Source organism: Tenacibaculum maritimum NCIMB 2154 (assembly GCF_900119795.1).
GTDB classification, from domain to species: domain Bacteria; phylum Bacteroidota; class Bacteroidia; order Flavobacteriales; family Flavobacteriaceae; genus Polaribacter; species Polaribacter maritimus.
In genome coordinates this window covers 2,327,147-2,339,751 of record NZ_LT634361.1, presented here as the reverse complement: position 1 = coordinate 2,339,751, position 12,605 = coordinate 2,327,147, and the positions used below count along the sequence as shown (strand labels likewise).

The 12,605-nt window shown below is 30.5% G+C and carries 11 protein-coding genes; all 11 read left to right on the top strand.

Annotated features, from left to right (window positions below; all coding sequences use genetic code 11):
• Positions 1–185 precede the first annotated feature (185 nt).
• The gene (locus MARIT_RS10400) at positions 186–1,526 is read left to right on the top strand and encodes a coiled-coil domain-containing protein (protein ID WP_024740977.1); all 1,341 of its coding nucleotides are present in this window, start codon (positions 186–188) and stop codon (positions 1,524–1,526) included.
• Positions 1,527–1,598: 72 nt separating this feature from the next.
• Entirely contained in the window at positions 1,599–2,642 is a 1,044-nt protein-coding gene (locus MARIT_RS10395; RefSeq protein WP_100211482.1) for a hypothetical protein, read from the top strand.
• A 2-nt stretch (positions 2,643–2,644) separates the two neighbouring features.
• Positions 2,645–3,643, top strand: coding sequence for an alpha/beta hydrolase family protein (locus MARIT_RS10390; RefSeq protein ID WP_157926250.1), 999 nt, complete (start codon positions 2,645–2,647; stop codon positions 3,641–3,643).
• A gap of 46 nt (positions 3,644–3,689) precedes the next feature.
• Complete coding sequence (locus MARIT_RS10385) at positions 3,690–5,663, top strand: AAA family ATPase (protein WP_100211480.1); 1,974 nt, start codon at positions 3,690–3,692, stop codon at positions 5,661–5,663.
• The gene (locus tag MARIT_RS10380; RefSeq protein WP_100211479.1) at positions 5,663–6,301 is read left to right on the top strand and encodes a hypothetical protein; all 639 of its coding nucleotides are present in this window, start codon (positions 5,663–5,665) and stop codon (positions 6,299–6,301) included. The genes MARIT_RS10385 and MARIT_RS10380 overlap by 1 nt, the downstream gene beginning before the upstream one ends.
• 185 nt (positions 6,302–6,486) lie before the next feature.
• Positions 6,487–7,080: an NUDIX domain-containing protein gene (locus tag MARIT_RS10375; protein WP_024740972.1), complete on the top strand. Its 594-nt coding sequence runs from the start codon at positions 6,487–6,489 to the stop codon at positions 7,078–7,080.
• Complete coding sequence (locus MARIT_RS10370; protein WP_100211478.1) at positions 7,068–8,303, top strand: DUF6638 family protein; 1,236 nt, start codon at positions 7,068–7,070, stop codon at positions 8,301–8,303. Before MARIT_RS10375 ends, MARIT_RS10370 begins: the two co-directional genes overlap by 13 nt.
• A 2-nt stretch (positions 8,304–8,305) precedes the next feature.
• Positions 8,306–8,824 (top strand): hypothetical protein, encoded by a 519-nt coding sequence (locus tag MARIT_RS10365; protein WP_100211477.1) that lies wholly within the window; start codon positions 8,306–8,308, stop codon positions 8,822–8,824.
• 125 nt (positions 8,825–8,949) lie between these two features.
• Entirely contained in the window at positions 8,950–10,647 is a 1,698-nt protein-coding gene (locus MARIT_RS10360) for a hypothetical protein (protein WP_100211476.1), read from the top strand.
• A 154-nt stretch (positions 10,648–10,801) separates the two neighbouring features.
• The gene (locus MARIT_RS10355) at positions 10,802–11,296 is read left to right on the top strand and encodes a helix-turn-helix domain-containing protein (RefSeq protein WP_024742594.1); all 495 of its coding nucleotides are present in this window, start codon (positions 10,802–10,804) and stop codon (positions 11,294–11,296) included.
• Complete coding sequence (locus MARIT_RS10350) at positions 11,265–11,873, top strand: IS630 family transposase (protein WP_100211083.1); 609 nt, start codon at positions 11,265–11,267, stop codon at positions 11,871–11,873. The genes MARIT_RS10355 and MARIT_RS10350 overlap by 32 nt, the downstream gene beginning before the upstream one ends.
• Positions 11,874–12,605 lie beyond the last annotated feature (732 nt).

Sequence of the window (12,605 nt, the reverse complement as noted above, 5' to 3'; positions counted from 1 at the left end):
TGGCTTAAGATAAAAAAATAGAAAATCTTTAATGGTGTTTTCTTTTTTTAGGAAGAAGAAGCGGTGTGATGTAACAAAATAAGAAAAAGAGTTACATATATTTTGAGCAAAATATGTTATTAATAAAAAAAAATAACGAAATTGCTCCTCTAAAAATTGTTCAACTAAAAAAAACACAAAATAGCATGTCTGATGATTTCGATTTATTAGAAACTAATTCTAATGAAAAAACAGAAAAGGTAGATGTCAATTGGGGTAAGACAATTGATACAATGAAGTCTAAATTAGCACAAGAAGAAGATCCAGAAACTCGCCAAAAGATACTAAATGCAACTCTAGATGATGTTGTGAATATGGCCGAGAAAGATAGAACAACACTTTTAGATGCAATCAAAGATTTAACAGATTACCAAGATGAGGTAGGTATTATTTTTGAAAAGTTTTCAACATTAAATGCAGCAGAGCAAAAGATTATTGATAATGCTCAAAAAGCACTAGAGCGTGCTAAAATAGAGTTAGAGGATGCAGAAAATAAACCAGATACATGGTGGAATAACCTCCTAGGAAGGAAAGGTAAGATTAAAAGAGCTGGAGAAGAATTAAAGGAAGCGCAAAAAACAAGAGATGGAGCGGATAATAAAGCTAAGGCAATGTTTCAAGAACGTATTGAAAGCGCAGATATAGAAACATTACTGGGAGAGTTATCGTATAAATCTCAAGCCGCAGTATCTCGTTTAAAAACTCGTGAGGTAGAAATAAAAGAAGTAGAAGATAAGTTACAGACAGCTATTGTTGAAGCAACGAAAAACCATACGAAAGCCTTAGAAAAAAAGAAAGAGGTAGAAGATAAATTGGAAGCTGAATACGTGTTGTTAAAGCAAGCTCGTCAAGCGTTAGAGGAAATTGTAGATAAGCAATCTGCAGCCTATGCAGAAGTAGTTGGTAAAGTGACTACTATAGAGCAAAAAGTAGAAGAGTTAGAGGGACTTAAAAATGCATATACTACATTGGCAGCTAGTAAAGATAGCTTTGTACATAAGCATAATTTAACAATAAAAGTATTGACCTCTTTACGTAGTAATTTACAAACGCATAGAGCAAAGTTAAAGTCAGATACAGAGGAAAGGCTGAAGTATTATGATGGTTATGTAGTAGCTTTAAAAGCAAGGACAGATCAGGAATTTGCTGCTATTTTGGAGCATTTAGGAGTAAAAACAGATGAGCATATAGGGCAAACATTGGCTTCTATGCATACAGCGAGTGCAAGAGCGCGTCAAGAAATGATGGATAATATACCAGTTCATGAAAAGGTCATGAAAGGGGTGTATAGTACTTATGCAGAAGCGTTGCAGGAAATCAGAGAAAAAGATACAGATATTCAAAAGAATTTTGCAGATCGTTATGGTATTGATATGAAGGAGCTCTTTGCTGATTATTATAAAACAGCGGGTAATAAGAAAACTTCTGAAGAAAAACCAAAAGAAGCAGTTAAGACTGCTCCTGATAATGATGATATGCTATCTTAAAGAAATACCATCTCCAATAAACAGTATTCAAATTTGTATCATGAATACTGTTTATTGAAAATATAAAATAATATGATTGTAACACCTTTAGATTCGGCAATTTTAAATTCTAAAGAGCAATATGTTTTCTATCATAAGATGGTGGATTTTATCTTGAAAGAACTTATTGTAAGGGTACAACAAAATAGTTTGTGTAACCATCAAGAAATAACACTGTTTAAACAATATACTGATTTACTACTTTACTCAATAGAAGCGATGCGTATCAAGTATATGTATGATGAAGAAAGTAATATGAAAGTAGATTTAACGGATTCTGGATTTCCAAATTACCTTGAATTTAGATATTTATATAATGATTTAGCGTTGCGTAACGACTATTTAACGAAATTACAAGACGCAAAAAACTTAAAAGAAGAATTTTTAAATACATTGCTTCGAAAAAAAGAGCCCGTAAGAAAAAATCGTTTATTTCAGGCTGCTTCAATAATTTATTATTCTTCGGTAAATCAAAACTATATATTTAACAGATTTGTACAAGGAAAAATAATAGAAGCTTCTAATAAAAGTAATGGAAGTTTTTTGACAAGTTGGAGTTTTTATGATATCAGTAAAAACAGACCTTATATCTGTTTTATGTATTTTGAATATAAAGGGAAATCGATAGAAAGAAGAAAAGAATTACTGTATCAAGTATTGAAAGAAAGTGCTGATAGGGAAATGCCATTAGATACTATGGCATACAATATTGATAAAAAGTTGCCAGATATTCATCCAAAGCATATCAAAAGAATAGATTTAGGCCCTTTACATAATATTTTTGCAAAAGATGAAAACGAAATTACTCATGCTATTTTAGAAGGAATCGCTAAAAAAGAAATATCTTTAGAATCATATGCATTATCTTTCAAAATAGATGAAGTTTTTTCAGGAAATACTTTTGAGGAAGGTGGTTTTTTTTCAAAACAAATAATGCAAAAATGGGGTGAAGTAGCTTATCAGAAATATATTTTTGCGCCGCACCGTATCATACAAATGCTACATAATAAAGTGCCTAAAAAGCTAAATAGTTTAGCAAAACCGCCAATCCAAATGGCGGATATCAAAATGAAATGAAAATGAATAGATATATATGCCTGTTACTACTATATTTTGTTACTTTTAGCATACGAGGGCAGGAAGTTAAAATTATAGAGAAGGAAAAGGTAAATTGGAGTGATTATGCAGTTAAGGTATATAAAAATCAAAAAGAAAAAATATTTAAGAAACCTTATAAAAGATTAGATAGTATTGATATTTTTAAAATCAAGTATTTAAGCAATGGGTTAAAAATAGAAGCTTTTGCAGCAATTCCTAAAAAGAAAAAAAAGTACCCAGTTATAGTATTTAATAGAGGAGGAAATAGAAATTTTAATGCCTTAGGATTGTTTAGAAGCCGAGAAAATAAAGGAATAGGTGTGGTGTCATATTTTTCTTACCTAGCGAGTAAAGGATATGTAGTAATAGGGTGTAATTATAGAGGAGGAGGAAATAGTGAAGGAAAAGATCAATTTGGAGGAGAAGATGTTAATGATGTTTTAGCGTTATTGGATGTTGTCAAAGAACTACCTAATGTAGCTGCTGACAAAATAGGTTTATTGGGTTGGAGTAGAGGAGGAATGATGGCCTATAAAGTATTAACCCAAACAAATAAAATAAAAACAGCTGTTATAGGAGGTGCTGTATCCAATAGCTTTAAGGCTATTCAAGCTCGGCCTAATATGGAAACTAAAGTCCTAGCAGAATTGATTCCTAATTACTATAAAAATAAAGAAGCAGCGTTAACAAAGCGCTCTGCTATAAAATGGGTAAATAAATTTCCAAAAAATGTTCCTATCTTTTTATTACACGGTAGTGCAGACTGGAATGTGAGGGCAACTCAGAGTTTAGAATTGGCTCTAGAATTTCAGAAATATAAAATACCATATCGTTTAAAAATTTACGAAGGAGGAAACCATGGGATTTCTCAGTTTAGAAAAGAAAAATTCAAGGATATAATAGGTTGGTTTAATAAATACCTAAAAAAGAATACTCCTTTGCCTAACACAAACTTAATAAACCCTTATAAAAAAAAATAAAAGAAATAGCTATATTATGCTATTAATCAAGTACAAATAAAAAACTATGGAGCAGAATTCGACTTTCCCAATAAAACAAAATGAACTAGCGCTACTTCGAGAAGAAGCAAGTGGGTATTTAAAAAGTATTCAATGGAAGCAAGGGCAACGAGCAAGAAATAAAGATAAAAACTCCAAAGATGAATCCATTTTATTGTATTTATCAAGAGCTAATAATGGCAGTGGAGTCTTGGAAATAACCTCTATATCAAAAACGGTATTAGCTTTAAAAAAACGATTGCTGCCAGATGCTATTGCAATACCTATATATTTGAATCAAACATTATATGCAATTCAAGAAGGATATACCTTAGGGATTTGGATCAAAGATAGTTATTATGATGCTTCGGGATTGTCAAGTTTAGTGGAAAGGAATTCAGCATTAGATTCAAGTAGAAAAAGAGCATTTGAAAGCAAAATGCAAACAGCAACAGCATTTCAATTATTTGCGAGTTCGTATAAGATTTTATATGATTTAAAACCGCAAGCATCAGATGATTTGTCTGTCATGAAGCAAAAGTTTGCTGGAATTCCAGAAGTTTCATTATTGTCGCCATTAAAAGGAGTTGCTTGTAGTCTGTTTTACTACGAAAAATATTTAGGACACCCAGATATTATAAAGTCAGATAAAGATGTCCTTGATTTTACAGTCGTTTATTTTGAAGCTTTAATAGATGAAATTCAACTTAGAAAAAGTAGCTTAGAATATACAGAAACCATACTTGATAGAACCTATAAACTAGAAAATAGTGAATTTACAATTTCAGGGTGGGAGAATGTTTTTTCAGGAACTGCTAAAAGTGTTGTGTTTAATAAGATTCAATTTGAGCAAATTGTAGGAAATAGGGATGCAAAGCATTTTGCAAGAAGGTTAACAGAAAGAATGTTAAGTTACGATTTCGACACACAAAAGAATCCCTTTCAAGAGCTGGGTGGTTTTATGCCTGTTTTTATGGGGTATGGAATTCCTGGAACAGGAAAAAGTATGTTGATAGCAGCTATAGCAACTCGTTTAAAAGAACATTGCGATCATTTACAGATTCCATTCTTATTTCACCCGATGCCTGATACATTGATTTCTACTTTTCAAGGCGGTTCAGCAGAAAAAATGGTAGGATGGATGAAGCCAATGCAAGATCCTACAAAGTTAATTTTTGCACCTATAGATGATGCAGAAAATAACTTGCAAGAACGAACAACTCAAGGGGTTTCAGCCGGAGTGAAAGAAGTAATAGGAGTTTTTCTACGTTATACGGAGGGTGCTTATGCTGTAAATTATGGAAATAGCTCGATAGGGTTGTTTACAAATTTACCAGAGATGCTAGATAAAGCAGTAATATCTCGCGTACAGGGAAGATTTAAGATAGATGGAGCAAGAACAACACATGATTTTCTAGATCAAGATCATTTATGGTGGCGTAAGTTGGAAAAAACAATGCCCGATTTTGTGAATATGGCAAGTCCATCAGATTATAAATATTTAAAAGATCAAGGGTTGGCAAAAAATATGGGAGATATTTTAAATACTATAGAAAAGCCTACAGAACAACGGGTTTTAGATGCTTATGATAAGGCTGAAAAACTACATAAAACAAATCAGCACTTATTTTATGCAACATTATACAAAGAAATTCAACAGATATTTCCTTTTTTCTCATCAAGAGATGTGCGTAATATTCAATCAGCTATTTCATTAAGGTTAACAGATTTTGATTTAGAACAAGATTGGTTTGAGAATCCAGAATTTTATTTTAAGCAAAACTATAAAACAAAGTTTCATATGCTTCAAGAATTGATGAAATCAAACATGAAAGGGTTAAATTTTTCTGAAGTAAGAAGACAAGAAGTTGTGCGTTATCTAGATAATGTAGCAACCATTGCTGATACTGATTTTAAGAGAAAGGTAGCTGAAAGAGTAAATCAGTTGACAGTTGATTTAAAAGCGAGAAAGGAATTTGAAAGCAAGGGGTACGAAAGCTAATGAAAGCTAATTTTATTGCATATTATCTTCCTGTTTTTGGAACTTCGATTGGAATGATGTTTCCTGTTTTTCTTTTAAATCACAAGGCTGAAGAAAGGTTAGAAATGTTGGTCTCTATGTTTACATTGGCTATAATAATAACAATCTTGGTAGGAACCTATTATTATAAATATGGAGATAGCATAAGGTTTAGAGATAGGAAAAGAGCTTTGAAAAAACAACTGTTTACTAAGTTTATAGAAACTGGTTTTGAAAATAATAACGTTAGTGTGTCAGGGTATATTGATAACTATTATTGTATTATTTCAAGTGAAAAAGAGCTTTTAGATCACCAAAGATGGATTGAAATAATGATATTATTTAACCCAAAGCAAGAACAACAATATATTTCAAGAGCTCTTTTTGAAAGGTTATATAAGTTAAATAAGAGGCAATATACTTGGAATTCAAATAGTTTGATAATCAAAAAAGTTTATGGAATTAAGTTTCCTGTATATGAAACCATTTTAAAGGAAATTGAAGAAGCGCTTCAAATATTAAAAAAACATCGAATCTCCTCTATTTGTGAAGCTGAATGGGATTTGACTATTGAAGAAAGTTTAATAAATTACCATCAAACTTCTAGGCTAAAAGGGTAGTAATTAAATTATAGAAAGACGAAGAGATTATGTGTTTTAATTTATTTAACATAAGAGAATACTAATTTGAACGATTTTTGATAAAAGATACTTTAGGGGTAAGTAATTTTAGCAAGAACAGTTTTATAACTAAGCTAATTTTACACACTAGTATCGTAATTAATATAAAAAAGACTTACTTTAGAATGGAAAATAATAGGGTTAAAAATATAAGAAAAGAGCTTTTATCAGATGATTGGTATGTTTTAAATAAGCTTACTTTCGATTATCAATTAACTGACAAAACTTGGGTAACTCAATCAAGAGAGTGTTATGATAGAGGTAATGGAGCTGTCATTCTTTTGTATAATAAAAAAAAGAAAACGGTTGTTTTGATAAAGCAGTTTAGAATGCCAACTTATATTAATGGAAATAAAAGAGGGTATCTTATAGAAGCATGCGCGGGGTCATTGGATGGAGACAATGAAAAAGATTGTATTATTAAAGAAACGGAAGAAGAAACAGGATATAGAATAAAGAAGGTAGAAAAAATTTTAGAATTATATTCTTCTCCAGGTTCAGTTACTGAAATGTTATATTATTTTATAGGGGAATATACGGATGATATGAAAGTTAGTAAAGGAGGAGGTTTAGTATCAGAGGCAGAAGATATAGAGGTGCTGGAAATACCTTTTGAAGAAGCATTGCGTATGGTTGCAACAGGAGAAATTAAAGATGCTAAAACAATAATTTTATTACAATATGCCAAAATAAATAATTTAATTGAATGCAAAAATTAAAAAAAGCTAGCCTATATAGAGGTGAATTGGTTTTTATTAGTGGAGAGCTGGTAGAGCGCTATAATAAATGCTTGTTGATGTTAGGATTATCAGAAACTACATTAGCCTCTTTTTATATTGATGGAATTGGTTGGAGTCCAGAGGTAGCAGAAGAAAAGAAAAGTACTTATTATTTAAATAATGGAGATGCGAATCCGCATTGTATTATCGTTACGCCACTTCAAAAAGGACTCCCCGTATATAATCCATTTCACTCTTTTGATAAAGATTTGATGAAATTGGTATTTAAAACTTATGGAGAGAAAATTCAAGATATAACGCGTGATTCAGCAATTTGTGTGGATTTTGATCAGGAAATAGATGTTTTTTATACTCCATTGGATATTTTAAAATATAGAGATATTACCATTTGTTTTCGATTAATAGATGATTTGGACCAAGCAAAAGAAGAACAGTTAAAGCTTATTGAAACTTTTCATGAAGAAAATAACTTTATAAATGAAAATATACACCAACAATTATTGGATTCAGGAAAAAGATATGGAGATTTAAGAGATCGAGATTTAACGTTAGAAAAAATTACTTTTAAAACGGATTCTTTTTATACAAAGGCGTTTGGCGGTATTTATTTGTTGCGTGATTTTTTAGATCCAATTTTAGTTTTTGAAGAAGAAAAAGCTTACAAAGAAGCTGTTAAAGATACAGAGTATCAGGTTTTGATGTATCATATATCACATGCAGAGCTGGTAGAAAAGTTACGTGACCACTTGATAATAGAATGTGATTTAGAAGAAAAAATGACTCTAAAGCGTTATGAAAGAATTAAAAAATTTTTATTCTCAAAATATTTAAAAAACACTCGCCATCCGATAGAAACTATTTTAGAAGATGAAATGCTATTTAAAAGTTATTTGAATAAAATTAGTATTGAAGCTCGTAAAGAAGTAATGAGTGTAGATAGGTATTTAGAAAAGATAAAAAAAGATACTAAAGTTCAGATGCACGATATCATTGATCGAGAAATATATTTTTCACTCCATAAACCGCATAGCTCATTAGGTGTTAAGGATCAAGATTTAGTTTGGAAATTGTTAGTAAACATAGCGCCAAATGATGTATTGTTCTTATATTGGTATGAGAAAGAACAGTTTTATAAGAAGTATTTGAATTGGAGTGAGTCTATGCAAAATTGGGTAATTACAACAATTAACAAAAACATATAATCATGACGTCAGAACTTATCGTATTTATAGCAGCTATATTATTAGGAATACTATTGTATTGGAGAGAGTCTAAAGGAAATAGGGGATATAGGTTTTTGGATAAGATGTTGAACTCTAAAGATTTGCAGATGGGGTTGACAGATCGTAAAGGATTTGTGTATCAGCAAACTTTTTTACTGCGATTAGTCTTTGTTACCGCATTTTTTTTAATCGCAACGGTTATACTTCAATTGATAATTCCAATAACAATAGGGGTAGTATCTGTTTTCATTTCTATGATTATAGGTACTGTGATAGGAACTTATGTAGCGGGTTTTATTATAAAATCAACAGAAATAATAGAAGAACAGTCAGAATTGATAGAAGGTATGGTAGAGGATTCTATAGGAAAAGGAAAAGAGTTTATAGAAAACTTAACGACTGAAAACATTACTCCGATTTCAGAAAAGAAAACAGAAGAAGGCTCTAAAAAAGAAGAAAAAAGTGCCAGAGAAAGGCTAAAAGACAAAGGGTTATTGTAGAAAGTAAGGGCATAAATTAGTGGAAAGAAAATATAAAAATATTTTAATTTAGAGTGAGCGATGTACAGCTAATGTAAGAGGTTTTATACAGAAAACCATTGAAGAGATTAAAAAAATATAACAGGATGATTAAAAAATATTGGCAAAAAGGAGGAAAAGAAAAGAGAAGGGTGATATTATTATCTTTTTTAATATTGGTAACTTTATTTATTTTAAGAGATGATTATCAGCCTTTATTGTTATTTTTTAGAAAATATATATTCATGTTTCTGTTAAGCATAACAGTGCTAATTTTAGGAATAAGAAATTTTAGAAAGACATCAAATTTAGGAAAGAGAATATTAATTTTAGGAGGTAGTATATTCTTTATTAGTTTTTTATATATAGTTGGTTGGCATTTTAAAATGTATGATTATATGAAAACTTACAATGTTTTTAATCATTTAAATAAAATTCAAATAAATGAATTACCATTAACGCAAAATGAGAGAATACAACCTTTGCGTAATATTTTTTCAATGGCGAATGAATCAGTAGGAGAAACCAAAGATGTATCTTTACCTCACTTGGTTAGAGTTGATTCAGTTAATAAATGGACGATGGCAATTCAACCTACAGAAAAATATGTTTGGCAAGGAGTTAGCGATGATATTGAAGAGGTATTTTCTGTTTCAAGTACAACACCATTTCCAAGATTTTCGAATGAGAATAGGATCTCTGTTACGTTTTCAATAGGGGAATCCTTAAAGTTTAGTAGGAACACATACAATGCAGTAGTGCAACGATTTAATCTTTTTCAGTTATTTACCTTAGAGCCTAGTGATACGTTTTATATGAAGAATGATAAAGGAGAGTGGGTGCAGGTAGTAAGTTTAATTAAATGGAAAGGTTTTTTGTTTCCTTATCCTAGCTTCGGAGGTGTTATGGTTATTGAAAATGGAAAGCATAATTTTAAAGATTATGTAGAGCGAATTTTAATAGGGAGAGGTACTTACATCGCTCCAGAAGAAATAGGAAATTACCCCTATTTAACAAGGCAAAATATATTATCAGAGAAGGTGTCTAAATTACAAGCTGAGTCATTAAAGTTTATAGGAGGTTTCAGTGACCCTTTGCCTTGGAATATGAAAACGGCAGTTAAAATTCCAAATCTATCTGATGATCAAAATCAACAGCCCTTTGTAACTGATTTTAACTTTTCAGAAACAAAATTAGCTACTTATAATGGATTGTATCATTGGTTTGGGTTAGAGCCTATAGGAGATGAGCGAACAAGTTTAACTTATAGTGTTTTTATCCCAGCAGATGGAACAGATAAATTATATTATTATGATCACGCTTCTAAAAAGCAGGGATATGCAGGGGTTTCAGCAATGCCTTTAAAGGTAATAGAATCTCGTAAGGAATTTGATTGGTCGGTAAATAAACCTGTTGAATTCAGACCGTATATCAAAAATATAGCAGGTAGAAAACGAATGTTTTTTTTAGGAACTATTTCGGCAGTAAGAGAAGGATCAAATAATTTTGATGGTTCTGCAACACCAGATTTGGCATTGATAGATAGTGAGTATAGAGATGTAGTATGGATAGATGCAAAACACCCAAGCAAATGGAATAGGAGAGTTTATGACCAGTTAGGAGAAGCTTGGAAAGAAAGTGAAATAACGAATAATTATTTTAAAAATAAGAAAGATGTAGGAACTTTAGAAACTGAAAAATTTAGGATAGATACTGTACAGATAAGATCTAAAAGGAAAGAAGTAATTGATAAAATTAAGAAGCTTCAAGAGCAAATAGATTCTATTAAGCAAGGTATTGATTGATAGTTTTTATAGAGGAAGATAGGAATAAAAAACTCAACATCAGTGAATGTTGAGTTTTTTGTTTCTGATAGAAAACATATAATCCGATTAGAAAAATAAAATAATATTATACCAATTAAACTTTAATTTAAGTTAAATTTATTATCTTTAAGGTATGGGAAGACTGACTCAAATCCGTATTAGAGAAGATTTAGACACATTAGAATCGTACAAACAAAAAGTAACCAATTTTAAGAGTTCACAAAAGCTTAAAGTTTTGTTTTTAATTAGCTCAGGAGGTTATAAAACATTAGGTCCAATAGCTAGTATCCTTTCTATCAATTATAGTACTCTTCATAGATGGTTGAAGATATATAGAGAAAAAGGAATAGATTATTACCTAAGTCCAGACAAACGTAATAGATCCTCAAAAATAATTACTCCTGCTATTCACAAGGAGTTACAGAATCTGTTGAACCAAGAAAGAGTTCAATTCAATGGTTATAAAGATGTTCAAAAGTGGTTAGAAGTAAATCACGGTGTTAAGATTGAATATCAATGGCTTTGGAAATACTTAAAAACTAAATTAGGTACTACTCTTAAAGTTCCAAGAAAAAGTAACGTTAAGAAAGATAAAGATGCTTCGGCTGAATTTTTTAAAACTTCCTGATAGGTTTAATTCGATTAGAGATAGTCTAAATAAGAATAATAGATTTGATAGCGTCAATTTATATTTTCAAGATGAATCTCGATTTGGTCTGAAGACCTTTGTAGGTAAATGTCTATCGTTAGTAGGATTAAAACCAGTAGTGTCTTACCAACATAAATTTTCTAATACTTACCTGTGGGGTAGCTATTCTCCTATAAATGGAGATAGTTTTGTGTGGGAAATTAATGGAGTAGATTCAAAAATATTTGAAGCCTATTTAGCGGCTTTTTCTCTACATAATCCTAACGAATATAAAATTGTAGTTATAGATAATGCCGCTTTTCATTCCTCAAAAAATATTAATGTGCCTGATAATATTTTTCTCTTGAGAATACCTCCGTACACACCAGAACTTAATCCCTGTGAACAAATATGGCAATATATCAAGTATCGTTTTAGAAATAAGTATTTTCAAAATATGACAGAATTAAAACAATGGTTATATCAAATTGTAAATCAAATGGACAATGAACTTATAAAATCAATTGTAGCTGATTATAGATACAAAGAAATATTTATAACGCATTTTAAAGTTTAAATCGTATTAGTAGTAAGTCCTGTGTTTTCAGGAGTAAATAGGCAAAACTCCTTCCATGCAAACTAAATCCCCACGCTATTTACCATAATGCAAGACAAATCGATGCGCTCCATTTACATAACTTCCTCCAAGGCATAATAGTGTACCCTTTTAGATTTGTTTTGTAAAATGTTATTAATGTAAAAAAATATTTAGAGCTGACTAGCGTTAAAATCCATAGTACCTACCTCCTGCCGAACTCTTCTTATCATCATCAAAAGTCTAAATTGAGAACCTTATTAGAATCTACTTTAAATAATACCAATATGACTATAAAAGCAAAAGTTAAATTTACTGAGAGTAAAACTAGTAGCTTTTTTTTAAATTAGAGCCTTGTTAGTAAGCAAGTTAATTGTACAACTTGTTATAAAGGTGGGAGTTCATTATCTAATTTTGTACACGATCGTGTATTTAGATATCTATTAACAAATGTACTTGGAGACGTAGTGCCAGATGGATAAAAAATTAGAGATAATGTTTATATTCAGAAGTTTAATGTAGAGGTGTCTTTTACTGTGAACAATACATCAAAAAATAAGTTTTGTAGTAATGATGATTAAAGATGGTACAACAATAGTGAATGCAAGAATGATTTATATAAGTGAGCCTAATCCATCTTTTGAGGAATGTATAATACTAAAAATAAGGAATAAAAGTATATTAAATTGATTGTAGAATACGAGCTATTAGCTA

What these genes read in the sequence shown, in the direction of transcription:
- MARIT_RS10400 (WP_024740977.1), top strand. Translation starts at nt 186, where the DNA reads ATGTCTGATGATTTCGATTTATTAGAAACTAATTCTAATGAAAAAACA.
- MARIT_RS10395 (WP_100211482.1), top strand. Translation starts at nt 1,599, where the DNA reads ATGATTGTAACACCTTTAGATTCGGCAATTTTAAATTCTAAAGAGCAA.
- MARIT_RS10390 (WP_157926250.1), top strand. Translation starts at nt 2,645, where the DNA reads ATGAATAGATATATATGCCTGTTACTACTATATTTTGTTACTTTTAGC.
- MARIT_RS10385 (WP_100211480.1), top strand. Translation starts at nt 3,690, where the DNA reads ATGGAGCAGAATTCGACTTTCCCAATAAAACAAAATGAACTAGCGCTA.
- MARIT_RS10380 (WP_100211479.1), top strand. Translation starts at nt 5,663, where the DNA reads ATGAAAGCTAATTTTATTGCATATTATCTTCCTGTTTTTGGAACTTCG.
- MARIT_RS10375 (WP_024740972.1), top strand. Translation starts at nt 6,487, where the DNA reads ATGGAAAATAATAGGGTTAAAAATATAAGAAAAGAGCTTTTATCAGAT.
- MARIT_RS10370 (WP_100211478.1), top strand. Translation starts at nt 7,068, where the DNA reads ATGCAAAAATTAAAAAAAGCTAGCCTATATAGAGGTGAATTGGTTTTT.
- MARIT_RS10365 (WP_100211477.1), top strand. Translation starts at nt 8,306, where the DNA reads ATGACGTCAGAACTTATCGTATTTATAGCAGCTATATTATTAGGAATA.
- MARIT_RS10360 (WP_100211476.1), top strand. Translation starts at nt 8,950, where the DNA reads ATGATTAAAAAATATTGGCAAAAAGGAGGAAAAGAAAAGAGAAGGGTG.
- MARIT_RS10355 (WP_024742594.1), top strand. Translation starts at nt 10,802, where the DNA reads ATGGGAAGACTGACTCAAATCCGTATTAGAGAAGATTTAGACACATTA.
- MARIT_RS10350 (WP_100211083.1), top strand. Translation starts at nt 11,265, where the DNA reads ATGCTTCGGCTGAATTTTTTAAAACTTCCTGATAGGTTTAATTCGATT.